Below are 26746 nucleotides of genomic sequence, written 5' to 3' on the forward strand. Positions count from 1 at the left end.
TTCTCCTCACCCTCAGGCTGGTTGGTGTTCCCGCCCACCAGTGTGGCGCAATGACGCCGATATAGGGTGGGGAGGACTCCATCCCATTGCTACCGACGCCATCCCTGGCGTAGGACCTCCTCTTCGGTCTACCGCCGGCGCTCTTCGCTGAGAGTCATGCCAGTTCCTGCAGCAGCACCCCTACCGCCTGGCGCAGTCGAGCGATGGCCTGGCGCCGCCCCGGCACGCCGAGGCGCCGGGCCAGGGCCTCGCCGGCGAGCCCCTGAAAGCCCCAGGCCACCAGCAGCGCCAGGTCGGCATCCTCGGGGGGCACGCCGCGTGCCAGGGCGTGACGCACCAGTGCCTGCAGCGCCGGTCGCGCCAGCGCCGGTTCGCGGTGGCCGGCGGCGACATCCTCGGCATCCTGGCGATCGTCGTCGGTAAAGGCCGGGGCGTCACCCTCCGACAGCAGGGCGGCGGCGACTTCAGGTGCCAGGTCGCGCAGTTCGAAGGCGAGCAGGCCGGGCAGGGCGCGCTGGAAGCGCTCGGTCAGGGTGGCCAGCAGGCGCTCGCCGCCCTCGCCGGTGGCCCGGGCCACCATCAGGGCGTGTTCGCCGGTGGCGGTCTCGCGGGTCAAGCCCAGGCGCACCGTGCGAAACCCCAGGCGTCGCCAGAAGGCGATCAGCCCGGGCTCGGCGCCGAAGCTGGCGCCAAGCAGGTCGCGGCCATCCTCCCGTGCTCGCGCCAGCTCCGCCTCGATCAGCGCCTGCCCCAGTCCCTCCCGACGGCGCTCGGGGGCCACGGCGATGCGTACCACCCGGCGCAGGCGACCGGTGAGCGCCTCCCGGGAGCCGGCGTGGGCGGCCAGGGACTGGGCCATGAGGTGGCCACGGGGGCGCCGCTCGCCACGGGCGACCCGCTCGGCCAGGGCTGCATCGAAGCCCCCCTCGTCGGCGGTCAGCACCACCCCCAGCGGCGCGTCATCTGCCATCAGCGCGCCGACGGCCAGGCCGGGGCCGTCCAGCAGCAGGCGCAGGTCGCTCGGCGTGGTCCGGTAGTGGGCCTGCACCAGCAGGCCGAACAGGGCACGCAGGCGTGGCTCATCGACGGCAAGTTCATCCCGCGACAACCTCTCCGGCCTGCCGTCGGCCCGCGCCTCGGGCTCGGGAGGCTCGGCATCCAGCATCAGCAGGCGATGGACCAGCGGCTCCAGCGGATCGTCACTCGCCCAGCGGATCGGTTCGGCCAGATGCAGGCCGCGCCACTCCGGTGTGGTGCGCGCGAGACGCTCACGGAAGCGCAGGGCGAACCCCCGGCCGGAACCCTCGTAGCCGTGCACCGTGGTGGCGAAGGCGATGCGCGGGAAGGCCTCGAGCCACTCGCCAAGCAGCCCGGCGGGGATCGCCGCCGCCTCATCCACCAGCAGCAGTCGTCCGGCGCCGCCCAGCTCACCCTGCCGAGCCAGCTCGGCCAGCGCATCGGGGGCCACGAAGCGAACCGCGCCGCGGTCGGTGATAAAGGCGTGTTCCTGCCGCTCGCCGTCGGGGCAGAGCGCCGCCAGGCGTTCGAAGAGGCTATCCACCGCCGCCGGGCGCGGCGCCGTGACCAGCACCTCACTCTCCCCCGCGGCCAGCCAGCGGGCACAGGCGATACCCAGGGCCGCACTCTTGCCGCGTCCGCGGTCGGCGGTGATCACCAGCGGTCGCCGGCGACGCAGACGCCCCAGGCGGGCCACCGCCTGTGCCTGGTCGGCCGTCAGGCAGTCGCCATCGGCCACCGTCACCCCGCTGTGCACTTCGCGGACGGCGAGCCTGGGCAGGCAGGGCACGTCCCCGGCGCGCCAGCGAATCACCTCGTCGGCGCCTGCCAACAACCGCGCCAGCCGGGCCAGGTAGCGGCTGGAGAGTGCCTCGGGCCGCCAGGGGTGCTCGGCCAGCCGCACATAGTCGGCATCCGGACGGGCGCCCCAGTCATCCGGGGTCATCAGCACCAGCAGGCCGCCGGCGCACAGGGTGCCGGCCAGGGCCGCGACGGCGTCGGGGTCGAAGCCCGCCCCGCAGGAGACGGCGTCGATCACCAGCAGATCGTGCTCCCCCCCCAGGCGAGTGCGCGCCCGGGCGGGCACCAGCCAGTGCGTCTCTTCGACCTGCTGAGAGCCCTCGGGTGCCACCCAGAGGGGCGCACGCCAGCCACCGGCTCTCCACAGCTCGACAGCGGCCCCATGACACGCCTCCGTCGCGCCCTGCAGCCACACCAATCCCCGCCAGCGACGCCGGCCGAGCCGCCTGGCATGGGCCAGCAATGGCCGCGTCGTGGCGTGCCGCTCGCCCCCTTCTCTGGCCTCTTCCTCTTGCCTCTGGATCATCGTCCCTCCCCTGGCACCGCGGTCGCTCCTAGCACTTTGGTCTTATGGCGATGCAAGATTCAACGCTGAAAGCCCCGCAAACAACAACATTTACGTTAACGTAAACCAAAGCCAACCTATTGATACAGAAACGTTTTATCGACAGCGCCTCGGGCCTGTAATGCCACGATACCGGTACCGACACCTTGCCTGCGGAGGGCACCTCCGTCACAGCGGCGAGATCGTCGCGCAAGCCAATAGCGTGCTAGCTTGGGGCCGAAGTTGCGGATATGCCAATGCAACATGCCTACGGCTTCCGCAACCCGACATTATCCGGTCGGCGCCGAGAGGCGCCGCCGCCTGCTCAGACCCGAAGGGAGAACAACATGAAAGCACTGCGCACCTTCACGCTCACCGGCCTGGCCGCCGGCGTGGCCCTGGCCACGCTGAGCACCACCGCCCAGGCCCAGGAAGAGTGGACCATGACCTCCACCTGGCCGGACAACCTGGACCTGATCCAGATGGATCGTCACTGGGTCGAGCTGGTCAACAAGCTGGCCGGCGACGAACTGACCATCGACTTCCGCGCCGGCGGCACCCTGATGCCCGGCAGCGAGGTATTCGACGCCACCCAGACCGGCGCCATCGAAGCCGCCGCTGACTGGCCCGGCTACTGGGCCGGCCTGAGCCCGGCCTTCTCGCCGCTGGCCACCACCACCAGCCTGTTCAACGGCGTGGATTACCTCAACTGGATCAACCAGTGGGGCGGCTGGGACCTCTACCAGGAGGTCTACGGCGAGTACGACATGGTCTACCTGCCCTACGGGATCACCAACAACGAGTCCGGCTTCATGGGCGGCACGCCCATCGAGAGCATCGCCGACCTCGAGGGCAAGCGTCTGCGCCTCTCCGGCCGCGACCAGGGTCGCGTGCTTGAGAAGCTGGGTGGCTCCCAGGTCACCCTGGCCGGCGGCGAGGTCTACCAGGCCATCGAGCGCGGCGTGATCGACGCCGGCGAGTTCTCCACCCCGGGGGTCGACTACAAGGCCGGCTTCGGCGAGGTCGCCGACTACTGGTCCACCCCGGGCTGGCACCAGTCCGCCAGCGTGTTCGGCGTGATGATCAACAAGGACGCCTGGGATGCCCTCTCCGAGGAGACCCAGGAGAAGCTGAAGATCGCCGCCGAGGCCACCATGACCTGGTCGCTGGCCTGGTCCGAGCGCGGCTCCACCGATGCCACAGTCAAGTTCAAGGACGAGGGCATGACCATCAACCAGCTGTCCGAGGAAGACCTGGCCCGCATCCAGGAGGTCACCAACGAGGTGATCCTGCAGGGCGCCTGCGAGGACCCGATGCATGCCAAGGTCTACCACTCCATGGTCAGCTACCTGGAGCACTACGCCAACTGGCGTGACGTGACCGTGCCCTTCAACATGAGCCGCACCATGGACAACCTGCCGTCCCTGGAGGAGCTCGAGGCCTGCATGAACCAGTAATCGGGAAAACCCGCCGGGCCCTCGGGGCCCGGCTCCCCTGCGGCGCCCCTGGCGCCGCCTTTCGTCTGATTCGCCTGTTTCCGAGAGCCTCACCATGAACGCCATTGCCAGGGCCATCGATGCCCTCAACGAGGGGTTCGGACGCCTGATCGCCCCGCTTCTTGCCGTGATCACGCTGATCGTGATCTATGATATCGCCGCCCGCTTCTTCATCGGACGTCCCAGCGACTGGGCCTTCGATGTCACCAAGATGCTGTTCGGCGCCCATTTCATGCTGATGGCCGCCTTCGGCCTGCGCCATCACGCCCACGTCGAGGTCGACGTGCTCAAGCGCCTGCTCTCCCGCCGCAAGCAGGCGGCGCTGGAAATCCTCGGCTACCTGCTCTTCTTCGTGCCCTTCATCTGGATGCTGCTGACCTTCGGCTGGGCCTTCTTCGAGCGCTCCTTCAGCCGCGGCGAGACCACCTACGGCATGATGTCCATCCCGGTCTACCCGGTGAAGGCCGTGATCGTGGTGGCCGCCGTGCTGCTGCTGCTGCAGGCCATCGCCATCGTCATCCGCGCCTTCGGCGAACTGCGCAAGGAGACCACCGCATGAGCCCCGAGATGCTCACCCTGTTCATGTTCAGCGGTCTGCTGATCGGCCTTTTCATGGGCCATCCGCTGGCCTTCGTGCTGGGCGGCGTGGCCGTGCTCGGCGCCTGGCTCGGTCCCGGTGCCAAGACCCTGGGCATCCTGATCAACAACATCTATGGCAACTCCATGGACAACTATGTCCTGGTGGCCATCCCGCTGTTCGTGCTGATGGCACGCTTCCTCAATGACTCCGGCGTCACCGAGAAGATGTTCGACACCATGCGTCTGCTGCTGGCCAATCTGCGCGGCGGCCTGGCACTCACCGTGGTCATCGTCTCGGTACTGTTGGCCGCCACCACCGGCATCGTTGGTGCCTCCATCGCGGTGATGGGCATGATCGCCCTGGTGCCGATGCTCAAGTACTCCTACAACAAGGAGCTGAGTACCGGGGTGATCATGGCCAGCGGCTGCCTGGGCATCCTGATCCCGCCCAGCATCATGCTCATCCTGATGGCCAGCTACTCGCCGGTCTCGGTGGGCGCGCTGTTCGCCGGCGCCCTGGTGCCGGGGGTGATGCTGGGCACCATGTACGCGCTCTACGTACTGATCATCTGTTTTATCAAACCCAGCTATGGCCCGGCCGTGCCGGCCGCGGAGCGCGCCGAGACCTCGACCGGGCAGCTGCTGATCATGCTCGGCAAGTATGTGCTGCCGCCCATGTCGCTGATCCTCGGCGTGCTGGGCTCGCTGTTCCTGGGCATCGCTACCGCCACCGAGGCCTCGGCCATCGGGGTCTTCATCGCCTTCCTGCTGTTCCTGATCTTCGGCGACCGCAAGGCCTCCACCTGCTATCGCACCCTGATCGAGGCCAGCAAGACCACCACCATGGTGATGCTGGTGGTGGTGGGGGCCACCGCCTTCACCGGGGTGTTCTCCATCGGCGGCGGCATGGATGTCATCCACAACGTGGTGACGGCGATGCCCGGCGGCACCACCGGGGCGCTGATCCTGATGCTGTTCCTGGTCTTCATCCTGGGCATGTTCCTGGACTGGACCGGCATCGTGCTGCTCAGCTTCCCGATCATGCTGCCCATCGTCGACACCATGGGCGTGGATATGCTGTGGTTCGTGGTGATGGTCGCCGTGGTACTGCAGACCTCCTTCCTGACACCCCCGTTCGGCTATGCGCTCTTCTACCTCAAGGGGGTGGCGCCGCCCGGAGTGGAGATCGTCGACCTCTACCGCGCGGTCATTCCCTTCGTGGCGCTGATCGTGCTGGCCTGCGTGCTGATGGCCTTCTTCCCGGTGCTGATCACCGGCCTGCCGGCGATGTTGCTGGGTTACTGACCCTCCGAGCCGTCCCAGGTGCGACGCCCGCCGTCATATGACGGCGGGCGTCGTCGTCTTGACACCGGTCAGCCGAAGTCGGCTGCAGCGATCGGGCGCAACTGATACCATTTGCCGTCGTCAACGTCTCGCATTTGCTTTTCCGCGCCTGCAAGGAGCTTTCCCTTGTCTCGACCCTCCAGCGGTGACCTGCCCGCCCTGTCGCGCCGGTTGATTCCTTCCTTCACTCCCTGGACCGCCCTGCTGCTCGGGGTCGCCCTGATCGTAGCGATGCCGGTACTGGCGGTGCTGGCGCACATCCTGATGCCATCCGGCGGCGTCTGGCAGCATCTGGCCAGCACGGTGCTGCCCCGTTACCTGACCAACACCCTGTTCCTGGTGGTGACGGTGGGGCTTGGCACCCTGGTGATCGGCACTGGCACCGCCTGGCTGGTGGTGATGTGCCGCTTCCCGGGAAGACGGCTGTTCGAGTGGGCGCTGCTGCTGCCGCTGGCCGTGCCGACCTACGTGATCGCCTACGCCTACACCGACTTCCTGCAGTTCTCGGGCCCCCTGCAGGGGTGGCTTCGCGACCTGTTCGGCTGGCGCTTCGGCGACTACTGGTTTCCCGAAGTCCGCTCACTGGGCGGGGCGGCGACGCTGATCACCCTGGTGCTCTACCCCTACGTCTACATGCTGGCCCGCGCCTCCTTCATGGAGCAGTCGGTGTGCATGCTGGACGTGGGGCGAACCCTCGGGCGGGGCCCCTGGGAGCTGTTTCGCAGCGTGGCCATACCGCTGTCGCGCCCTGCCCTGGTGGGTGGCGTATCGCTGGTACTGATGGAGACCCTGAACGAATTCGGCGCGGTGCAGTACTTCGGCGTGGATACCTTCACCACCGGCATCTACCGCACCTGGTTCGGCCTCGGCGAGCAGGTCGCCGCCGCCCAGCTGGCCGCCTGCCTGCTGGCCTTCGTGATCGCCCTGGTGCTGCTGGAGCGCTGGTCGCGGGGCAAGCGGCGCTATTTCCACACCTCCAGCCGCTATCAGCAGCTGCCTGAGTTCCGGCTCGGCGGCTGGGCCTCGGCAGGCGCATTCCTGGCCTGCCTGCTGCCGATCCTGGGAGGGTTCCTGATTCCCAGCGGCATCCTCGCCGAGCTGGCCATCGCACAGGGCGATTCGCTGTTCGGCACCGCCTTTATCGGCTACGCCCGCAACAGCCTGGTGCTGGCCGCCATCGCCGCGCTGATCGCGGTGACCCTGGCGGTGGTGCTCAGCTACGGGGTGCGCCTCAACGACACCCGGCTGACGCGCACCGCCACGCGAATCTCGGCCATGGGCTATGCAATTCCGGGCTCGGTGGTCGCGGTGGGCATCCTGATCCCCTTCGCCTGGCTGGACAACACCATCAACACCTGGTTGCTCGAGCAGCGCGGGGAGGTGATCGGGCTGATCTTCAGCGGCTCGGCGTTCATCCTGATCTACGCCTACGTGGTCCGCTTCCTGGCGGTGTCGTTCAATGCCGTGGAGGCGAGCCTGGGCAAGGTGACCCCGAGCATGGACGCCGCCTCACGCACCCTGGGACAGACCGCTACCGGCACCCTCAAGCGGGTGCACACGCCGATCATGCGCGGCAGCCTGCTGGCGGCCTGCATCCTGGTCTTCGTGGATGTGATGAAGGAGCTGCCTGCGACCATCATCCTGCGCCCCTTCAACTTCGACACTCTGGCAGTTCGGGCTCACAGCCTGGCGGCCGACGAGCGACTCGCCGAGGCCTCGACGGCCTCACTGGCCATCGTGGTCGTAGGCATAGTGCCGGTGATCCTGCTGAGCCTGGCCATGCGCCGCTCGCGCCCCGGCGGGGCGTGAGGGGAAGACGAACACCTGGGAGGGGTCCAGTCGCAGGGTGACCGGCTGGCCCTCGGCGGGAAGGAAGACACCCGGCACCCGGGCATGGACGTGAGCCTCCTCACCGTCGGGAGCATGGGCACAGATATGCAGCAGGCTGCTGCGCCCGAGCAGCTTGGCCATGACGGTATGGCTGTGGCTATGCGTTTCCGCCGGCGCATCCAGCGCCGCCACCTGCAGCGCCTCGGGCCGCACCAGCACTCGCGCGGTGCTGCCCTCGGCCAGCCAGCCGGCATCCACGGGGCCCACCGGGGTCATCACCTGGCCGTCGCGAACCTCGCCGGAGAGCTCGTTCACCTCACCGAAGAAGGTCACCACGAAGGGATCGCTGGGGTTGCAGTAGAGCTCCCGTGGCGTGCCTACCTGGATGATATGGCCATCGCGCATCAGCGCGATACGGTCGGCCATGAACATCGCCTCCTCAGGATCGTGGGTCACCAGCAAGGTGGCGGCGCCGACCTTCTTGAGCACGTGCAGCGTGTCATCACGGATCTGGTCGCGCAGTCGCGCATCGAGGCTGGAGAAGGGCTCGTCGAGCAGCATCAGCTGCGGCTCGGGCGCCAGGGCGCGGGCCAGGGCCACGCGCTGCTGCTGTCCGCCGGAGAGCATGTGCGGATAACTCTCGGCGTGGGCCGCCATGCCCAGCTGTTCGAGCAGCGTCAGGGCGCGTTGACGGCGCTCCCCCGCCGGCAGGTGCTTGAGCCCGAAGGTCACGTTCTCGAGCACGGAGAGGTGGGGGAAGAGTGCGGAATCCTGGAAGGCCAGGCCGACGCTGCGCTTTTCGGGCGGCAGATGACGCCCACCGCCGCCGGCCACCTCCTTGCCTTCGAGGGCCACACGCCCTCGCTGCAGGGTCTCGAGGCCGGCGGCGATGCGCAGCAGAGTGGTCTTGCCGCAGCCCGAAGGGCCCAGCAGGCAGACTACCTCGCCGGGCAGCACTTCAAGGTCGATGCCCTTCACCACTTCGTGCCTGCCGAAGGCATGGTGGATGCCCTGCATCGATAGCGCCGGTGCGGCTGAGGAGAGCGATTGCTGGAGATTCTGGTTCATGGGGCCCTCGACGTCGTGTCGGTGGAGTTGCCCTTATCATAACCGATCGTGAGCGCTAATGCGTTTGAAAGCGACTCGCATTCAGCGAATTACCTGCTTCAGCGCAAGGAATCTGCCCACGACCACTTGACGTCGCCGACATGCGGGGCTTCAATAGGCGTGCCAATAATGCAACGTATTATCATTCCACTCATCCATTCCACCGGGAACCACCGAGGTCATGATGATCAAGCACGCTCGTCTCGCCGCTCCCATCGCCGTCGCGCTGGCCGGCTCCGCCTTCGCTACCGTCGCCTCCGCCGACGAGTTGAACATCTATTCGGCGCGCCACTACGACTCCGACGAGGCGCTCTATCAGGCCTTCACCGAGGAGACCGGCATTGAGGTCAACCTGCTGGAAGGCGATTCGGATCAGCTGATCGAACGCATTACCCGTGAGGGCGTGGCCAGTCCCGCCGACGTGATGATCACCGTGGACGCTGGCCGCCTGTGGCGCGCCGAGCAGGAGAACATCTTCCAGAGCGTCGATTCCGAGGTGCTCAACGAGCGCCTGCCGGAGGCCATGCGCCACCCCGAGGGGCTGTGGTTTGGCTTCAGCCAGCGCGCCCGCGCCATCTTCTATGACCGCGAGAGTTTCGATCCGAGCCAGATCGGCAGCTACGAGGAACTCGCCGACCCGAAATTCGAGGGCGAGGTGTGCATTCGTTCCTCGAACAATATCTACAACCAGTCGCTGCTCGCCTCGCTGGTCGAGCATCACGGCGCCGAGGGTGCCGAGGAGTGGGCCCAGGGCGTGGTCGCCAACATGGCCCGCGATCCCGCGGGTGGCGACACCGACCAGATCAAGGGCGTGGCCAACGGCGAGTGCGACCTGGCGGTGGCCAACCACTACTACTACGTGCGCCTGTTGCACTCCGACGACGAGGCGGATCGCGAGGTCGCCCGCCGGGTCGGCGTGATCTTCCCCAACCAGGATGATCGCGGCACCCATATCAACGTCGGCGGTGCCGGTGTGGTCGAGGGGGCTCCCAACCATGAAAACGCCGTGCGTTTCCTGGAGTTCCTGGCCTCCGACACCGCCCAGGAGATCTTCGCCAACGGCAACTACGAGTTCCCGGTGGTCGAGGGCGTGAAGATGAACCCGGTGCTCGAGTCCTGGGGCAACTTCAAGAAGGACAGCCTCAACATCAGCAAGCTGGGCGAGAACAACCCCGAGGCGATTCGGATCTTCGATCGCGTCGGCTGGCGCTAAGCCTTACGGCCCTCGCTTCAACCAGAAACGCCACCGCAGCCGCGGTGGCGTTTTTGATGGTCAGTGGGCCTCGTCCCAATTGGCTCCAGACTCGGCCTCGACGATCAGCGGCACGCTGAGCTCGGCGGCGGCCTGCATACGCGCCTTCACCTGCTCGATGAAGGCCTCGACCTGGGCCTCGGCCACCTCGAACACCAGTTCGTCGTGGACCTGCATCACCATCCAGGCGTCCATCTTGCCCTCCTCGAGCCAGGCGGCCACATCGATCATGGCGCGCTTGATGATGTCCGCCGCGGTGCCCTGCATGGGGGCGTTGATGGCGGTGCGCTCGGCGCCCTGGCGGCGGGCGCGGTTCTGGGAGCGGATCTCGGGCAGGTAGAGGCGCCGGCCGAACACCGTCTCGACGAAGCCGTCCTCGGCGGCCTGGGCGCGGATGCGCTCCATGTAGCGGGCCACCCCGGGGTAGCGGTCGAAGTAGCGCTCGATCCAGGTCTGCGCCTGGTTGCGCTCGATATGCAGCTGCCGCGACAGTCCCCAGGCGCTCATGCCGTAGATCAGCCCGAAGTTGATCGCCTTGGCACTGCGCCGCTGGTCACCCGAGACCTTGTCGAGCGCCACCCCAAACACCTCGGCGGCGGTGGCGGCGTGGATGTCACGCCCCTCGGCGAAGGCCTCGAGCAGCCCCTTGTCCTCGGAGAGGTGGGCCATGATGCGCAGCTCGATCTGGGAGTAGTCGGCGGCGACGATCCGGTAACCCGGCCGGGCGATAAAGGCCTGGCGGATCTTGCGGCCCTCTTCCGTGCGTATCGGGATGTTCTGCAGGTTGGGATCACTGGAGGAGAGTCGCCCGGTAGCGGTAACCGCCTGGTGGTAGCTGGTGTGCAGCCTGCCGGTTGCCTTGTTGACCAGCCGCGGCAGCTTGTCGGTGTAGGTGGACTTGAGCTTGGCCAGACCACGATGCTCCATGATCACCTTGGGCAGCGGATAGTCCAGCGCCAGCTCCTCGAGCACCGCCTCGGCCGTGGAGGGCGCCCCCTTGGGGGTCTTCTTGATCACCGGGATCTGCTGCTCCTCGAAGAGGATCTGGCCGAGCTGCTTGGGGGAGCCGAGGTTGAACTCGCGGCCGGCCAGCTCGTGGGCGCGCGCCTCCAGCTCGTTGATACGCCCCTCGAGCTCCCGGCTCTGGTCGTGCAGCCGCTGAGGATCCAGTGCCACCCCGGTGCGCTCCATGCGCGAGAGCACCGGCACCAGCGGCAGCTCGATCGCCTCGAGCACCTCGGCGAGCCTTCCCTCGGCCTCGACGCGGGGCCGCAGCTCCTGATGCAGGCGCAGGGTGATGTCGACGTCCTCGCAGGCGTAGGGCGCGGCCTGCTCCAGGGCCACCTGGTTGAAGGTGAGCTGCTTGGCGCCCTTGCCGGCGATCTCCTCGAAGGAGACGGTCTTCTCGCCCAGGTACTTGAGCGCCAGGGAGTCCATGTCGTGGCGCGTGGCGGTGGAGTCGAGCACATAGGACTCGAGCATGGTGTCCTGGAGCGGCCCCGCCACCCGGATGCCGTAGCCGGCCAGCACCGAGATATCGTACTTGAGGTTCTGGCCGATCTTGGTCCTGCTGCCATCCTCCAGCAGCGGCTTGAGTGCGGCGAGCACGGCATCGCGATCGAGCTGGTCGGGGGCGTCCAGGTAGTCGTGGGCCAGCGGGATATAGGCCGCCTCCCCCGCTTCCAGCGCCAGCCCGACACCGACGATCTGCGCCTCCATATAGTCCAGGCTGGTGGTCTCCAGGTCGAAGCAGAAGGCCGTGCTCGCCTTGAGCCGCTCGAGCCAGGCGTCGAAGTCTGCCTGCGCCAGGATGACATGGTCCTCGCGGGGGGAGCGGCTTTCCGAGCCGGCCGCCCTCTCGTCCCCGGCCGGCACCGGGGTGCCGCCCGCCGCATCGTCGACGCCCTCGTCCCTGCCCTCGAGCAGCTCGGAGAGCCAGGCCCGGAACTCCAGACGACGATAGAGCTCGAGCAGCGCCTCGCGATCCGGATGGGCGATATCCAGATCGTCGAGCCCCACCGGCAGCTCGCAGTCGGTCTTGATGGTGGCCAGCTGGTAGGAGAGGAAGGCCTGGTCGCGGTGCTCCTCGAGCTTCTTCGGCAGGGTCTTGGCGCCGCGGAAGCCCAGCGTCTTGACCTTCTCCAGGTCGGCGTAGATGGCGTCGAGCCCCCCTCCCATGCCCTGCAGCAGGCCGAGTGCCGTCTTCTCGCCCACCCCCGGTACTCCGGGGATGTTGTCGACCTTGTCGCCCATCAGCGCCAGGAAATCGATGATCAGCTCCGGAGGCAGCCCGAACTTCTCCTTCACCCCCGCCACGTCGAGAGTCTCGTCCTTCATGGTGTTGACCAGGGTGATATGGGCATTGACCAGCTGGGCCATGTCCTTGTCGCCGGTGGAGATCACCGCATCGCGGCCCGCCTCGGTGGCCCGGCGCGCCAGGGTGCCGATGACATCGTCGGCCTCGACCCCCTCGATGCACAGCAGCGGCAGCCCCAGCGCCCTTACGCAGTCGTGCAGTGGCTGCACCTGGTCGCGCAGGTCATCCGGCATCGGCGGGCGATGGGACTTGTACTCCTCGAACAGCTCGTCGCGAAAGGTCTTCCCCGGGGCATCGAAGACCACCGCCATGGGGCTGTCCGGGTAGTCCTTGATCAGCCGTTTGAGCATGTTGAGCACGCCCTTGATCGCCCCGGTAGGCAGGCCCTCGGAGGTGGTCAGCGGCGGCAGGGCGTGGAAGGCCCGATAGAGGTAGGAGGAACCGTCGACGAGAACGATGGGAGTATCGGCCATGGAGGCATCCATTGCAGCTGAGCGGAAGATGATTCTGGTCAACCATGATACGCATTGCGCGGGCGTTTTGCCGCGGCCAGTGGGCGCAAGCGGTGAGACCTCTTACACTGGGGGCAGGCTCACCATTTCACCGCCCACCGGCGGCCTGGAGGTCACCATGAACGCCCTTCGCTCGCTTACCGCCCTGCTGCTGGCCGTGGGGGTGACGCTCGCCGCCGCCTCCCCCGCGTTGGCCCAGTCCAATGAAAACCTCGAGCCGGACATCACCATCCGTCAGGAGGAGGAGCGCATCATCCGCGAGTACCGGGTCAACGGTGAGCTCTATGCCATCGAGATCCGCCCCGCTGCCGGCCCCTCCTACTACCTGGTCGACCGCGACGGCGACGGCAACTTCGAGCGCCAGGAGGGCGACCGCATCGCCGTGCCCGAATGGGTGCTGAAGACCTTCTGATCAGGTGGACGACGCGTGCATCACACTCGCAAGTCGCTACAATAGGCTGCTTGGCATTCCCGGGTGAGAGACACATGGCCGTATTCACACCGCTGACCGAGTCCCAGGTCGAGGCTTTCCTGAGCCGCTTCGACGCCGGCTCACTGGTCTCCCTGGAGGGCGTTCCCGCCGGCACCGAGAACAGCACCTTCTTCGTCACTACCGACCGGCGCGAGCTGGTGCTGACCCTGTTCGAGCAGGGTGAACACGAGGAACTGCCGTTCTTCGTCGACCTGCTCGACTACCTCGACGAGCACCGCCTGCCGGTACCGGGGCCGCTGCACGACCGCGACGGCGTGGCGCTGCACGACCTGGCCGGCAAGCCCGCCCTGCTCTTCCCGCGCCTGCCCGGGCGACACCCGAAGGCCCCCGACCTGGCCCAGTGCCACGCCCTGGGCGAGGCCCTCGGGCACATGCACCGGGTGTCGAAGCACTTCCCTGGCCACCGCCCCAATCCCCGCGACCTCCATTGGCTGCTGCCCATGCACCACAAGGTGCTGGCCTATCTGGCCCCCGAGGACCAGACGCTGATGAAGGACGAGGTGGAGACCTACCAGGGATTCTTCGGCGACGCCCCGACACTGCCCCAGGGAGCCCTGCACGGCGACCTGTTCCGTGACAACACCCTGTTCGAGGGCGAGCGTCTGGGGGGCATCATCGACTTCTACAACGGCTGCACCGGCGACCTGTTGTTCGACCTGGCCATCGTCATCAACGACTGGGCCAGCGACGCCGACGGCCGCCTGAATGCCGAGCGCCACGACGCCCTGCTCGCCGCCTACCAGGCCCATCGCCCGCTGACCGCCGCCGAGCGCGACGCCTGGCCGATGATGCTGCGCATGACCGCACTTCGCTACTGGCTCTCGCGGCTGCTGGTGGTCTACGTGGACCCGCCGGCCCACGACCTCACCCCCCATGACCCCGAGCGATTCCGCACCATTCTCAAGGCGCGCATCGATCATGCTGCGCTGCCCCTGCCGGAGGCAGATTCATGAGCCGACCCATGGCCAGTACCGGAAGCCCGGCGCGGCGCGCGCGGCGCGTCTGGAACATCGACCAGTGGGGCAGCGGCTACTTCGACGTCGATGACTCCGGCCACGCCCTGGTACGACCCCTGGGCAGCGAGACCGAGGGCCCTGCCCTGCCGCTGGACGAGCTGGTGGCCGAGCTCAAGGCCGCCGGCCTGCGCCTGCCAGTGCTGGTGCGCTTCATCGACATCCTCCACGACCGGGTCGAGCAGCTCTGCCACGCCTTCGACACAGCCATGGCCGAAGAAAACTTCGACGGGGGCTATACCGCGGTCTATCCCATCAAGGTCAACCAGCAGCGCCGGGTGGTGGAGGAGATACTGGCCACCCCCGAACGCGGCCGCGACCGGGTGGGCCTGGAAGCCGGCAGCAAGCCCGAGCTGCTCGCCGTGCTGGCGCTCTCCGGCGACGGCCCCTCGCTGATCGTCTGCAACGGCTACAAGGATCGCGAATACGTGCGCCTGGCGCTGATGGGCGAGAAACTCGGCCACCGCGTCTACCTGGTGGTGGAGAAGCTCTCTGAGCTGCCGCTGATCCTTGAGGAGGCCGCCGCGCTCGGCGTCACGCCGCGAATCGGCCTGCGTGCCCGCCTGGCCAGCGTGGGGCGTGGCCGCTGGCAGAACACCGGCGGCGAGAAGTCCAAGTTCGGCCTCACCGCCAGCCAGATTCTGGCGGTAGTGGAGCAGCTGCGCGAGGCCGATGCCCTGGCCAGCCTGCAGCTGGTGCACTTCCACCTGGGCTCCCAGATCGCCAATATCCGTGACATCCAGCGCGGCCTCAATGAGTGCGCGCGCTTCTACCAGGGGCTGGTGGAGCTGGGTGCCCCGGTGGATACCGTGGATGTGGGCGGCGGTCTGGGGGTCGACTACGAGGGTACGCGCTCGCGCAGCTTCTGCTCGGCCAACTACTCGATGCTCGAGTATGCCCGCAACGTGGTCTACGCCTTCCGCCTGGCCTGCCAGGAACACGACCTGCCGCAACCTCACCTGATCAGCGAGTCGGGACGGGCTCTCACCGCGCACCACGCAGTGCTGATCAGCAATGTGATCGGGGAGGAGCGGGTCAGCGAGGCCGCACCCGAGCGCCGGGTGGAGGGCGACCCCCAACTTGACGAGCTGTGGCGGGTCCACGACCTGCTGGGCGCCTCCCCCGACCAGCGCGGCCTGGTGGAGGCCTGGCATGACCTGGTGCAGGCCATGGGCGACCTGCATGAGCGCTTCGTCATGGGGCTGACCAATATCACCGCCCGCGCCGAGGGCGAGGCCGTCTATTTCGCCGCCTGCGCCCGTTTGCGTGCCCGTCTCGACACCCGTAACCGGGTGCACCGCGAGATCAACGACGAGCTTGCCGAGAAACTTGCCGACAAGCTGTTCGTCAACTTCTCGCTGTTCCAGTCGGTACCCGATGTCTGGGGCATCCAGCAGATCTTCCCGGTCGTGCCACTCACCGGACTCGACCAGGAGCCGGTTCGGCGCGGCGTCATCCAGGACATCACCTGCGACAGCGACGGCCGCATCGACGGCTACGTGGACGGCCAGGGCGTGGAGACCACCCTGCCGCTGCCCGAGTGGCAGGAGGGAGACGAGAAGCTGCTCGGCTTCTTCATGGTGGGTGCCTACCAGGAGATCCTCGGCGATCTGCACAACCTGTTCGGCGATACCGACTCGGTGGATGCCACCCTCAACGACGACGGCAGCTGGACCCTGAGCCATATCCAGCAGGGTGACCGGGTGGCCGACGTGCTGAGCTACGTCAACTTCGACGCCGAGGTACTGCGCCGAAACCTGGCCGAGCAACTCGCCGCCAGCGGCCTGGAAGAGGCCGAACAGCGGCGTTTCCTTGATGACCTCTCCGAGGGGCTGGCGGGCTATACCTACCTCGAGTGACTGCGCCAAAGCAGAGCGAGAAGGCGCCGGGGACAGATCGAAGAGGGGGTCCTACGCCAGGGGTGAGAAGCACTGCTTCGAACGGGCTGGCCATGGATGGCCAGCACCGGTCCTGCAAGCGAAGCAGGACGCGAGAGCGAAGCAGGGCGTCGGTAGCGCCCAAGGACGGGTTCACAGCGCCCCATCGACGGTCCGGCGCTCCGGGATCTGTCGCCGGAAAAGCCTCGAGCGACACCTACTGACTAACACTACTCCACCACGCGGGTGGTCACCTCCAGGCCACCGGTCAGGGTGAAGCGCAGCTCGCTGCCGCGCTCCAGAGGGCCGACCCCGGCGGGCGTGCCGGTCAGCACCACGTCCCCCGGCTGCAGGGAGAAGTGACGGCTTATCTCGGCCAGCAGAGTCGGCACCGGGAAGAGCATGTCGGCGCCCTCGCCATGCTGGCGCCTCTCGCCGTCCACCTCTAGGGTGAAGGAGAGCGCGCTCCAGTTGGGCACCTGGGAGAGCGGCAGGAAGGAGGAGAGCGGACAGGCGCCGTCGAAGGCCTTGGCGATCTCCCAGGGATGCCCCTTCTCCTTGAGCCGCGACTGGACATCACGCAGGGTCAGGTCCAGGGCCAGCCCGATGCCCACCACGGCACGCTCCGCCTCGTCGGCAGTGACGTGGGTCAGCTCCTCGCCGATCAGCAGCGCCAGCTCGGTCTCGTAGTGCACCTCCCCCCGGGAGAAGGGGGCCTCGATGGGCGACTCCAGAGGCACGGCACTGGTCGCCGGCTTGATGAAGAGCAGCGGCTCGCTGGGTACCGGATTGTCGAGCTCCCGGGCATGGTCGGCGTAGTTGCGACCGACGCAGACGATCTTGCCGAGCCTCTCGGGATAGGCCTGGCCGTCGGTGAAATGGGGGACAAAGCGCATGGCGCATCTTCTCCTTCTCTTGAGGCATGCCGCGGGCGCGACAGACCTCCCAGTCTACCGCAGCCCGCGGCACACGCCACAGCACCGCCGTCATCGCGAGACCCTCACCCCTCCGGCGACCAGGCCTCGTCCGGATCATGGGCCAGGAAGCCGGGGCGACGCCGGCGCGCCGCGAAGGGCGCCACGCAGCCGTTGTCGCGGCGGTTGTAGACGAAGAAGGCGTTGCTGCGCGGGTCCGGCGACATGTTGGCGTTGGAGCCGTGCAGCACGTTGCAGTCGAACAGCAGCAGGCCGCCGGCGGCCCCGGTGGGCGCCTCGATACCGTGGCGCTCGACCAGGGCGGCCAACGCCTCGCGGCTGGGCACGCCGAGCTCCTGGGTCTTCAGCGACTGCTTGTGGTTGTCGTCCGGCGTCTCACCCAGGCAGGGGACGAACACCTTGTGGGAGCCCGGGATCAACATCAGCGGGCCGTTGAAGGGGTGGTTGTCGGTGAGCACGATGGAGGCGCTCACTGCATGCATCGCCGGCATGCCGTCCTCGGCGTGCCAGGTCTCGAAGTCCGAGTGCCAGTTGAAGCCCTTGCCCTCGAAGCCCGGCTTGTAGTTGATGCGAGACTGGTGCACATAGGGCTCGCCGCCCAGGATCTGGCGGGCACGGCCGACCAGGCGCTCATCGCGCGCCAGGCGGGCGAAGCGCTCGGAGAGGAAGTGCATCGCGAACAGCGAGCGGATCTCGTTGCCGGAGGGCTCGGTGATGCTGAAGTTGCGATGGCGGTAGTCGGGCTTCTCCAGCAGGGCCGCCAGTTCCCGACGCAGCTCGTCGAGCTCCTCGCCGGTGATGAAGCCGGGCTCGAACAGGAAGCCCTTGCGCTCGAACTCGTCGAGTTGCGCCTGGCTCAGGGGGCCCGCCTCGGCACTTCCCTTCACCACCGCCTCACGGCGATTGAGCCAGGGCATGTCGAAGGGCTCGGCAAGGCGCGTGGGGTAGGGGTCCTCGCCGGGCCGCGGCGCGCTCTTCACGCGGCTCTGCGGGTCCGGCGAGTCGACGACACCATGACGGGAAACGGTCTTCTCAAACGCACGGTCAGACGTCTTGACTGACATCCAATCACCTCCTGTGTGTCCGTGATCAGTCTCAGCAAAACTCGTGTTCCGACGGCGATACAGCCGTGGGTGACCCCAGGGAGAAGGGACACAAAAAACCGCCTCGATGGGCGGTAATAATCGCGCAGCGGCGCGGAGTCTGGATGGTGCCGGCACCAGGAGTCGAACCCGGGACCTACTGATTACAAGTCAGTTGCTCTACCAACTGAGCTATGCCGGCAACTGCCGCTCTTGACGGCGCGGAGGACGAGGTCCTCTGAGCGAGAAAGACCGTGAACTCGAGTCCACGGTCTTTCGAAAACAAGGTTGGCGATGGCTGGGGTACCAGGATTCGAACCTGGGAATGCCGATACCAAAAACCGGTGCCTTACCACTTGGCTATACCCCAGCAGCGTGGTGGCCAGAGACGGAATCGAACCGCCGACACGGGGATTTTCAATCCCCTGCTCTACCAACTGAGCTATCTGGCCCCTTGCCAACGGTGCGTATTAAACCCCAGTCGGCCTTTCTCGTCAACCCCTTTCTTTTCATCAAGATGAGGGCGGTACATAACCCTCGGCACGGTCGGTCTCACGGTTGTCCAGGAAGCGCTCCATCTGCTCCATCAGGTACTCCCGGGTCGATGGTTCGAGCATGTTGAGATGCTTCTCGTTGATCAGTCGGGTCTGCAGGGCCTGCCACTCCTCCCAGGCCTGCTTCGACACGCTGGCCTGGATCTCCTGCCCCTTCTTGCCGGGCAGCGGCGGGAACGGCAGGGCCTCGAGCTCCTGCTGGTACTTGCGACAGAACACGGTCTGGCTCATGGGGGACTCCTTGGCAAACGCTGACTCAGGGTCCCGGCGGGGTATCCAGGGTGAAGGTCGCCAGGCTCGCCAGCAGCGCCTTCACCGGAGCCGCCAGGCCCACGGCATCGGGATTATCGGGATCGTACCAGCGACGCGTCTCGCCTATCGAATCGAGGCGCTCGACCCGCGCCGGCTGAGGGGTGATCTCCAGGCGGAAGTGGCTGAAGACATGGGTGAAGGGAGCCCGGGGGGCATCCAGCCGGCTGCCCGGGGCGTGGACATCGAGCCAGGCCCGAAGGGCTGCCGCCTCATCGAACTGGGGCAGGCTCCACAGCCCGCCCCACAGGCCGCTGGCCGGGCGCTGCTCCAGCAGCACCCGGCCGCGGGCATCACGCAGCAGCAGCATGCGGGTGGTTCGGGTGGGCAACGCCTTCCTGGGTTTGGATTCGGGAAAGCGGCGCTCCTCGCCGCGCGCATGGGCCAGGCAGACATCGTTGAAGGGGCAGCGGCCACACTCGGGGGTGCCACGACGGCAGAGGGTCGCGCCCAGATCCATCATCGCCTGGGTATAGTCGGCCAGTCGCTCGTGGGGCGTATAGTGCTCCGCCAGCTCCCATAGTCGACGCTCCACCGACACTCGTCCCGGCCAGCCTGGCACGGCGTGCAGGCGGCTAAGACTGCGCTTGACGTTGCCATCGAGGATCACCGCACGGCGCCCCTGACTCTGGGCGACGATGGCCCCGGCGGTGGAGCGTCCGATGCCGGGCAGGGCCGCCATCTCCTCCAGGCTGTGGAGCGGAAACTCCCCTCCATGCTCGTCGACCACCACCCGGGCGGCCTTGTGGAGGTTGCGCCCGCGGGCGTAGTAGCCGAGCCCCGTCCACAGGTGCAGCACCTCGTCCTGTTCCGCTGCCGCCAGGCTCTGTACATCCGGGAAGCGCGCCATGAAGCGCTCGAAGTAGGGGATCACGGTGGCGACCTGGGTCTGCTGCAGCATGATCTCCGAGACCCACACCCGGTAGGGCGTGCGCCGGCATTGCCAGGGCAGGTCGTGGCGACCGTGGGCGTCGAACCAGTCGAGCAGGCGCCGCTGGAAGGTCGCGGGAGCGAGTACGGGCGACGGAGTATCGGTCATTGCGGCTCAAAAAAAGCGCCGGCACCGGGCCGACGCAGGGACTGACTTTGCTCATTCGAAGAGACCCTTGAGAGCGTCGCGGAGTTCCCTGCCGGCGTCCTCGCCGACGCGCTCCTCGAGCTTGTCGAGGGCGCCTTGCAGTCGCTGTTCCACCTCGTCACCGGCGCGGCTGCCCAACTCTTCACGCAGTGCCTCACCGATGGCGGCAGTGAAGCCCTCACGATCGAAGCGGCACCACTCGGCGCTGTCGCCGCCGAGGCTACCCTCGCAGCGCACCGGCAGGGGCAGGCGCTCGAGGCGAGGATTGACCTTGCAGGCCAGGTCGGCGGTATCCACCACCCGCGCCGCGGCACGCAGGTCAAAGCGTTCGCTGGTCAGGTCGAGGGTGCCCTCGCCGCCCACATCGATGCCCGGCAGGGTGACAATGATGTCATCGCTCTCCACCACGCCATCGCGCACGCTGAGGGTGGCCTCGGCACGCTCGAAGCGGGTGTCCGCCTCCCACTCGCGCTGGGTCTGCTCCCCCTGCAGGGTCGCCACCGCGCTGCACAGCTCCCGGGAGACGTTGACGTCGAGGATGGCGCCGTCATCCAGGCGCATGGCGAGGCGCCCATTGAGGCCACGCTTCATCGCCGGCCAGGCGTTGCCCTGGGTGGTCAGTTCCCCCTCGACGAAGGCACGGCCACGCAGCGGCGCCGGCTCCTCGCCTTCGCCCAGCGCCTCCAACAGCGCATCGACGCGCACCCGCTCCAGGCGCGGTGCCAGCCGCCAGGCGATGGGTTCACGGCTCAGGTCCAGTTCGCCATCGGCGGCCAGACTGCCCTCGTAGAAGGCCGACTCGAGCGACACCAGCCGCTGCCGGCCGTCACGCCCCTCGAGTCGCAACGCCACGTCGCGGAAATCCAGCCCGCCCAGCCGCAGGCTGCTCAGGCTCAGCCGCGCATCCAGCGCCAGCTCGCGCAGCCACTCGACGGGCAGGAGTGCCTCTTCGTCCTGGGCGTGGGCACGACCGACACCGGGCAGCCACAGGCCGGCGGCGTCCGGCGCCTGCCCCGTGGATGCCGGCAGGTAGGCATCCAGGTCCAGGCTGTCCCCCTGCAGCTCCGTCTCCAGGCGGTGGCCGTCGAGGCCCGCCGCCAGGCGCCCGGTGAAGGTGCTGCCGTCGAGCACCAGGGTCATGCCGGTAAGGTCCACCCGCTCGAGGTCACCCTCCAGGGGGGTGGTCAACGCCACGTCGCTGAGCGCCTCGGGATCGGCCGTGGCCGGCAGGCTGTCGAAGCGCTCGAGCCAGGGCCGCAGCGAGAGCGGAGCCAGACGCAGCTGACCATCGTAGCGGGGTGCCTCGTGAAGGTTGGCGAGGTTGAGGTTTCCGCTGAGGCGCAGTCCATGGTCACCACTCAGCGTCAGGTCGCGCAGCCGGGCACTGCCGGCGGCCAGGTCGGACTCCAGGGCGAACTCCATGGCCAGAGAAAGAGGCGTGTCACCCAGCGCGGGATGCGCCAGCGTGGCCTTCAGGGTGCCGGGCTCCAGGCGCAGCTGGCGCGCGGCCATGTCGACCACCAGCCGCTGGCCGCTCAGCTCCAGCTGCTGCGGGCTCTCGACACCGGCCAGCCGGTTGCGGGTGGCGAGGGACAGGTCCTCGAGGGTATAGCGGCGTTCGGCGAGGGCCAGGGCAAGACGCCCCTTCATGGTGACCTCGCTGGCCAGCCGCGGCACGGTGTCGTCCACGCCCGCCGGGGTGTCATGGCCAAGCAGCTGGAAGCCCGCCGTGAAGGGGAAGGAGCGCCGGGGATTGACGTTGCGCCCGGTAACGGAGAGTCCCTTGAGGCGCAGCGAGTGCCCGGCAGCTCGATCGGTATAGCTCACCTCGCCGTCCTTGACCTCCACGCTGGCGATATTGAAGGCCACGGAGGGCCCATTGCCACCGCCGGGGACCGGGGCAGAGGAGGCGCTGGCCGGTGTCGACGGGTCATCTCCGCCGGCGAAGCGCTCCATCAGGGATTCCCAGTTGCCGCGACCGTCCTCGTCGCGGGCCAGGTTGAGGCGCAGGCCATCCAGGGTCATGCCATCGATGGCCACCTCACCGCGGAGCAGCGAAGCGAAGGCCAGGCTGACCTCGGCGCGGCGAAAGGCCATGAAGGCCGGATCCTCGCCGGCCGACTGCTCGGGCAGCCAGGCCTCGGCCTGCTCCACGCCGACCCCCAGCCGCGGGTAGAACGACCACGAGATGGGGCCTTCGAGGGAGAGGGTCAGGCCGACCCGCTCCTGCACCACCTCCTCCAGCCGCGGCTTGAGGTCTTCGGGGTCGAGGAAGGTGGTGACATAGACCACCGCCCCCACCGCCAGCACGGCGAGGATACCGATAGCGGCCAGCAGGGTGCTCAGCAGGCGCTTCATCGCGGTGACTCCTTGGTGTGGCAGCCGGGCAGGACGAGCTCATAATGGTCGCCGCTACGGTCGAGCCGATAGCCGAGCCGCGAGAGCATCAGCTGGTCGGCCATCTGCAACTGGGCCAGCTCTGCACGCAGAGGCTTCTCCTCGGCGCTGGCGGCCTCGCCGACCAGCGCCAGCAAGCGTGAGCCGACGCCCCGGCGACGGGTCGGCTTGCGCACACAGAAGTGCGACAGCCACCAGGCACTGCCATCGTCGCGCAGCGCCACGGCACCGATCAGACGATCATTGAAGCGCGCACAGAGGAAGGCGCCCCCCGCCGTCAGGTGGTCCTCGATAAAGGTATCAGCAGGGGCGGGCAGGCGCTCGGCAGGAGCGTCGGCATAGATTCGGGCGAGGTCGGTTCGGGCCTGGGCATCCGCTTCCCAGGCGCCCCGATCGACGGGGTGCAGAGTCACCGGCATAAAAGAACCTCCTTGGGCCGGGACGGCAGGTATCGCCGCCGCGCGACGGGCGTAGTGAATGGAGGCATTGTAGCGGATGGGGTCGGCGATTCTCTATAATGGCAGTTTTACGACCGCGGGCGAGCCCCGCCGTCCCCCTCGTTTCTGCGGATCGTTGCTCCAGCGATCCGCCTCGACATGCGCCCAGGCGCTGGAGAAGCATAGATGTCCGAGCGTATCGCCACGGTCAGCCGTGACACCCAGGAGACCCGGATCAGCGTCACCGTCAACCTCGATGGCAGCGGCAAGCTGAACTGCGAGACCGGCGTACCCTTCCTCGACCACATGCTCGACCAGGTGGCCCGCCACGGCCTGATCGACCTCGACATCAAGGCCGAGGGCGATCTGCATATCGACGACCACCATACTGTCGAGGACCTCGGTATCACCCTCGGCCAGGCCTTCGCCAGGGCCATCGGCGACAAGCGCGGCATCCGTCGCTACGGCCACGCCTATGTGCCCCTCGACGAGGCCCTCTCCCGGGTGGTGGTCGACTTCTCCGGCCGCGCCGGCCTGTTCATGGACGTGGAGTTCACCCGCGCCGCCGTGGGCCGCCTGGATACCCAGCTGTTTTGGGAGTTCTTCCAGGGCTTCGTCAACCACGCCATGGTCACCCTGCATATCGACAACCTGAAGGGCTTCAACGCCCATCATCAGGCGGAGACCATCTTCAAGGCCTTCGGTCGTGCCCTGCGCATGGCCCTGGAGGAAGATCCCCGCATGGCCGGCCAGATGCCCTCCACCAAGGGCAGCCTGTGAGACCCACGTACCACCCCACGAGGAGCGCCCCATGACGATTGCCGTCATCGATTACGGGATGGGCAACCTGCATTCCGTCGCCAAGGCACTGGAGCACGTCACCCACGAGAACGTGGTGATCACCCGTGACCCGCGCCGTATCCTCGGCGCTACCCGCCTGGTGCTGCCCGGCCAGGGCGCCATTCGAGACTGCATCGGCGAGCTGGAGAAGACCGAGCTGCGCGGCCTGGTGGAAGAGCTGCTGGCCAGCCAGGAGAAGCCCCTGCTGGGCATCTGCGTAGGCCAGCAGATGCTGCTCGACCACAGCGAGGAGAACGGCGGGGTCGACTGCCTGGGCTTCCTCGGCGGCGAAGTGAAGCGCTTCCCCGCCAACATGCGCGACGACCTGAACCAGCGACTGAAGGTACCCCATATGGGCTGGAACCTGGTGCACCAGCAGCGCGAGCACCCGCTGTGGGAGGGCATCGACCAGGACGAGCACTTCTACTTCGTGCACAGCTACTACGTGGCGGCCAGCGATGATGCCACGGTGTTCGGCACCACCGACTACGGTCGAGTGCAGGCCCATGTGGCGATCGGCCGCGACGCTACCTTCGCCGTGCAGTTCCACCCCGAGAAAAGCTCGCGGGCCGGTCTCAAGCTGCTCGAGAACTTTGTCAACTGGGCGCCCTAAGCCGCGCCCGGGTCAACTGGGCGCCCTGAACCGCGCCCGGGTCAACTGGGCGCCCCGAGCCGCGCCCGGTCAACCGGGGGCCCATCCCGCGCCGCCCGACCATGGATCAACAGGACACTGACATGCTGGTAATTCCCGCTATCGACCTCAAGGATGGCCAGTGCGTGCGCCTCAAGCAGGGCCGCATGGACGATGCCACCACCTACGGCGACGATCCGGTGGCCATGGCCGAGCGCTGGGTCGCCGCCGGTGCCCGTCGCCTGCACCTGGTGGACCTCAACGGCGCCTTCGAGGGCAAGCCGGTCAATGGTGAGGCGGTCACCGCCATCGCCCGCCGCTACCCCGACTTGCCGATCCAGATCGGCGGCGGCATCCGCTCCGCCGAGACCATCGAGCACTACCTCGCGGCCGGGGTCAGCTACGTGATCATCGGCACCAAGGCGGTCAAGGAGCCCGACTTCGTGGGCGAGATGTGCCGCGCCTTCCCCGGCCATGTGATCGTCGGCCTCGACGCCCACGACGGCTTCGTGGCCACCGACGGCTGGGCCGAGGTCTCCCAGGTCAAGGCGGTGGATCTGTCGAAGCGCTTCGCCGACGACGGCGTCTCCAGCATCGTCTACACCGATATCGCCCGGGACGGCATGCTGAACGGCGTCAACGTCGAGGCCACCGCGGCACTCGCCCGTGACGGCGGCCTGCCGGTGATCGCCTCCGGCGGGGTGACCAACCTCGACGACCTGCGCGCTCTGGTGGCCGCCGACGAACCCGGCATCCTCGGCGCCATTACCGGACGCGCCATCTACGAGGGCAGCCTGGACCTGGCCGAGGGCCAGCGGCTGTGTGATGAACTCGCCCGGAAAGGGAGCTGACCATGGGACTCGCCAAGCGCATCATCCCCTGCCTCGACGTCGACGCCGGCCGCGTGGTCAAGGGCGTCAACTTCATCGGCATCCGCGACGCCGGCGACCCGGTGGAGATCGCCCAGCGCTACAACCAGCAGGGCGCCGACGAAATCACCTTCCTCGACATCACTGCCAGCCACGAGGACCGGGATACCACGGTGGAGATGGTCGAGCGCATCGCCGGCGAGGTCTTCATCCCGCTGACCGTGGGCGGCGGCATCCGCACCTGCGATGATATCCGCACCATGCTCAACGCCGGCGCCGACAAGGTCTCCATCAACACCGCCGCGGTCACCAACCCCGAGTTCGTGCGCGAGGCCGCCGAGCGCTTCGGCAGCCAGTGCATCGTGGTGGCCATCGACGCCAAGAAGGTCTCCGCCGAGGGCGAGGCCCCGCGCTGGGAGATCTTCACCCACGGCGGGCGCCGCCCCACCGGCCTCGATGCCGTGGAGTGGGCGAAGAAGATGGTGGAGTACGGCGCAGGCGAGCTGCTGCTTACCAGCATGGACCGCGACGGTACCAAGGCCGGCTTCGATCTCGGCGTGACCCACGCCATCAGCGAGGCAGTGAGTGTACCGGTGATCGCCTCCGGTGGGGTCGGCACCCTCGACCATCTGGTGGAGGGCGTGATCGACGGCGGCGCCGACGCGGTACTCGCCGCCAGCATCTTCCACTTCGGCGAGTACACCATCCCCGAGGCCAAGCGCTACATGGCCGAACGCGGCATCGAGATGCGCCTGTAGGCACTACTCCTCGGCGGAGAGGCCCAGGTTGCTGACGCCCTCGTTGCGCCCCAGCCGGCGCAGCGTCTTGAGGGCGTCACGATCCAGGGGGCCTGCCTCCACCGCCTCCAGCACTGCGTCCTGGAAGTCGTTCTCGTCCACCATCAGCGGATGCTCGCGCACCAGGGCGGCCAAGCGCTCGCCGTCCTCCTCGCCCTCGGTCAGCTCGATGAAGGCCCGCACCCCGCCTCGCGAGGCGCGACTCACCTCCAGCACCGCCTCGGGCGCCTCGCCCTGCAGGGTGTCGAGGAGCGCCGAGAGCGCCGCCACCACCTCGGTGGCGCGCCGCGCACCGAAGCTGTCGTCATCTTCCGGCGGTGCCAGCTCGGCGAGCTTCTCGGCCTGGCGCTCGAAGTCGATGCGCGCCCCCGCAATCGCCAGCCGCTCCCACACCAGGTCGAGGATCGCGCGCAGCCCCGCCGGGTTGCCATGGCCGGCGGTCTGGGCATAGAGCGCATAGTTGGGCAGAAGGCGCTCGCACAGCGCCGCCATGAAGGCCTGCTGGCGATGAGGCTCGAGGCCCTGCAGGCGCTGAAAGAAACCGCTCATGGACTCTCCTTGGCTGTTGGTTATGTCGGCTGCCCCCTTCGACCATGGCAGTACTCGGAGCTGACCCGGCGACAGGCCTTCACATC

22 protein-coding genes and 3 tRNA genes are annotated in these 26746 nt (G+C 67.7%); 12 read left to right on the forward strand and 13 right to left on the reverse strand.

All coding sequences use genetic code 11. The features are described from left to right. Window positions 1-154: 154 nt before the first annotated feature. A complete protein-coding gene (locus LWH48_RS13845; RefSeq protein WP_232913035.1) occupies window positions 155-2344 on the reverse strand; it encodes a tRNA(Met) cytidine acetyltransferase TmcA in 2190 nt (729 codons plus the stop codon). A gap of 365 nt (window positions 2345-2709) precedes the next feature. Between LWH48_RS13845 and dctP the strand changes: the two genes are divergently transcribed. The 4 genes from dctP (at window position 2710) to LWH48_RS13865 (ending at window position 7590) form a co-directional block, all read left to right on the forward strand. After that, window positions 2710-3819: a TRAP transporter substrate-binding protein DctP gene (dctP, locus tag LWH48_RS13850; RefSeq protein ID WP_232913036.1), complete on the forward strand. Its 1110-nt coding sequence runs from the start codon at window positions 2710-2712 to the stop codon at window positions 3817-3819. 94 nt (window positions 3820-3913) lie between these two features. After that, on the forward strand, window positions 3914-4417 hold the full coding sequence (locus LWH48_RS13855) for a TRAP transporter small permease subunit (protein ID WP_232913037.1): 504 nt from the start codon (window positions 3914-3916) through the stop codon (window positions 4415-4417). Then, window positions 4414-5742, forward strand: a complete 1329-nt coding sequence (locus LWH48_RS13860) for a TRAP transporter large permease (RefSeq protein ID WP_232913038.1) — start codon at window positions 4414-4416, stop codon at window positions 5740-5742. Before LWH48_RS13855 ends, LWH48_RS13860 begins: the two co-directional genes overlap by 4 nt. A 270-nt stretch (window positions 5743-6012) precedes the next feature. After that, the gene (locus LWH48_RS13865) at window positions 6013-7590 is read left to right on the forward strand and encodes an ABC transporter permease (protein ID WP_232913061.1); all 1578 of its coding nucleotides are present in this window, start codon (window positions 6013-6015) and stop codon (window positions 7588-7590) included. Here the strand turns inward: LWH48_RS13865 and LWH48_RS13870 are convergent. Beyond that, window positions 7507-8679, reverse strand: a complete 1173-nt coding sequence (locus LWH48_RS13870) for an ABC transporter ATP-binding protein (protein ID WP_232913039.1) — start codon at window positions 8677-8679, stop codon at window positions 7507-7509. The genes LWH48_RS13865 and LWH48_RS13870 overlap by 84 nt on opposite strands. 223 nt (window positions 8680-8902) lie before the next feature. Here LWH48_RS13870 and LWH48_RS13875 point away from each other — a divergent pair, with 223 nt between their 5' ends. After that, on the forward strand, window positions 8903-9931 hold the full coding sequence (locus LWH48_RS13875; protein ID WP_232913040.1) for a Fe(3+) ABC transporter substrate-binding protein: 1029 nt from the start codon (window positions 8903-8905) through the stop codon (window positions 9929-9931). Between the two features lie 60 nt (window positions 9932-9991). On the opposite strand, the gene polA is transcribed toward LWH48_RS13875, so the two are convergent. After that, window positions 9992-12760, reverse strand: a complete 2769-nt coding sequence (polA, locus tag LWH48_RS13880; RefSeq protein WP_232913041.1) for a DNA polymerase I — start codon at window positions 12758-12760, stop codon at window positions 9992-9994. Between the two features lie 157 nt (window positions 12761-12917). Here polA and LWH48_RS13885 point away from each other — a divergent pair, with 157 nt between their 5' ends. The 3 genes from LWH48_RS13885 to speA all read left to right on the forward strand — a co-directional run bounded on the left by LWH48_RS13885 (window position 12918) and on the right by speA (window position 16164). Next, window positions 12918-13211: a DUF2782 domain-containing protein gene (locus LWH48_RS13885; RefSeq protein ID WP_232913042.1), complete on the forward strand. Its 294-nt coding sequence runs from the start codon at window positions 12918-12920 to the stop codon at window positions 13209-13211. A 74-nt stretch (window positions 13212-13285) separates the two neighbouring features. Further along, a complete protein-coding gene (locus LWH48_RS13890; RefSeq protein WP_232913043.1) occupies window positions 13286-14245 on the forward strand; it encodes a homoserine kinase in 960 nt (319 codons plus the stop codon). Beyond that, window positions 14242-16164 (forward strand): biosynthetic arginine decarboxylase, encoded by a 1923-nt coding sequence (gene speA / locus LWH48_RS13895; RefSeq protein WP_232913044.1) that lies wholly within the window; start codon window positions 14242-14244, stop codon window positions 16162-16164. The genes LWH48_RS13890 and speA overlap by 4 nt, the downstream gene beginning before the upstream one ends. A gap of 248 nt (window positions 16165-16412) precedes the next feature. On the opposite strand, the gene LWH48_RS13900 is transcribed toward speA, so the two are convergent. The 9 genes from LWH48_RS13900 to LWH48_RS13940 all read right to left on the reverse strand — a co-directional run bounded on the left by LWH48_RS13900 (window position 16413) and on the right by LWH48_RS13940 (window position 22956). Then, the gene (locus tag LWH48_RS13900) at window positions 16413-17078 is read right to left on the reverse strand and encodes a fumarylacetoacetate hydrolase family protein (RefSeq protein WP_232913045.1); all 666 of its coding nucleotides are present in this window, start codon (window positions 17076-17078) and stop codon (window positions 16413-16415) included. Between the two features lie 104 nt (window positions 17079-17182). After that, window positions 17183-18181 (reverse strand): ectoine hydroxylase, encoded by a 999-nt coding sequence (thpD, locus tag LWH48_RS13905; protein ID WP_232913046.1) that lies wholly within the window; start codon window positions 18179-18181, stop codon window positions 17183-17185. A 144-nt stretch (window positions 18182-18325) separates the two neighbouring features. Further along, window positions 18326-18401, reverse strand: a tRNA-Thr gene (locus LWH48_RS13910). Window positions 18402-18494: 93 nt separating this feature from the next. Continuing rightward, window positions 18495-18569, reverse strand: a tRNA-Gln gene (locus LWH48_RS13915). 6 nt (window positions 18570-18575) lie between these two features. Further along, window positions 18576-18651, reverse strand: a tRNA-Phe gene (locus tag LWH48_RS13920). A 60-nt stretch (window positions 18652-18711) separates the two neighbouring features. Next, window positions 18712-18984: an oxidative damage protection protein gene (locus LWH48_RS13925; RefSeq protein ID WP_161429955.1), complete on the reverse strand. Its 273-nt coding sequence runs from the start codon at window positions 18982-18984 to the stop codon at window positions 18712-18714. A 25-nt stretch (window positions 18985-19009) separates the two neighbouring features. Further along, window positions 19010-20101, reverse strand: coding sequence for an A/G-specific adenine glycosylase (gene mutY, locus LWH48_RS13930; protein ID WP_232913047.1), 1092 nt, complete (start codon window positions 20099-20101; stop codon window positions 19010-19012). A 51-nt stretch (window positions 20102-20152) separates the two neighbouring features. Next, on the reverse strand, window positions 20153-22498 hold the full coding sequence (locus LWH48_RS13935) for an AsmA family protein (protein WP_232913048.1): 2346 nt from the start codon (window positions 22496-22498) through the stop codon (window positions 20153-20155). Beyond that, window positions 22495-22956 carry an acetyl-CoA sensor PanZ family protein gene (locus tag LWH48_RS13940; protein WP_232913049.1) on the reverse strand — a complete coding sequence of 154 codons (462 nt, stop codon included), beginning with the start codon at window positions 22954-22956 and terminating at the stop codon, window positions 22495-22497. The genes LWH48_RS13935 and LWH48_RS13940 overlap by 4 nt, the downstream gene beginning before the upstream one ends. A gap of 204 nt (window positions 22957-23160) precedes the next feature. Between LWH48_RS13940 and hisB the strand changes: the two genes are divergently transcribed. The 4 genes from hisB (at window position 23161) to hisF (ending at window position 26072) form a co-directional block, all read left to right on the forward strand. After that, window positions 23161-23754 carry an imidazoleglycerol-phosphate dehydratase HisB gene (hisB, locus tag LWH48_RS13945; protein WP_161429951.1) on the forward strand — a complete coding sequence of 198 codons (594 nt, stop codon included), beginning with the start codon at window positions 23161-23163 and terminating at the stop codon, window positions 23752-23754. Window positions 23755-23785: 31 nt separating this feature from the next. Further along, window positions 23786-24427, forward strand: coding sequence for an imidazole glycerol phosphate synthase subunit HisH (hisH, locus tag LWH48_RS13950; RefSeq protein WP_161429950.1), 642 nt, complete (start codon window positions 23786-23788; stop codon window positions 24425-24427). 122 nt (window positions 24428-24549) lie between these two features. Next, window positions 24550-25296 carry a 1-(5-phosphoribosyl)-5-[(5-phosphoribosylamino)methylideneamino]imidazole-4-carboxamide isomerase gene (gene hisA / locus LWH48_RS13955; protein WP_232913050.1) on the forward strand — a complete coding sequence of 249 codons (747 nt, stop codon included), beginning with the start codon at window positions 24550-24552 and terminating at the stop codon, window positions 25294-25296. Window positions 25297-25298: 2 nt separating this feature from the next. After that, complete coding sequence (gene hisF, locus LWH48_RS13960) at window positions 25299-26072, forward strand: imidazole glycerol phosphate synthase subunit HisF (protein WP_232913051.1); 774 nt, start codon at window positions 25299-25301, stop codon at window positions 26070-26072. Between the two features lie 3 nt (window positions 26073-26075). Here the strand turns inward: hisF and LWH48_RS13965 are convergent, their stop codons facing one another. Continuing rightward, window positions 26076-26660: a YjaG family protein gene (locus LWH48_RS13965; RefSeq protein ID WP_232913052.1), complete on the reverse strand. Its 585-nt coding sequence runs from the start codon at window positions 26658-26660 to the stop codon at window positions 26076-26078. Window positions 26661-26746: the final 86 nt, after the last annotated feature.

The sequence above is a fragment of the Halomonas sp. G15 genome (assembly GCF_021282295.1).
Classification (GTDB): domain Bacteria; phylum Pseudomonadota; class Gammaproteobacteria; order Pseudomonadales; family Halomonadaceae; genus Halomonas; species Halomonas alimentaria.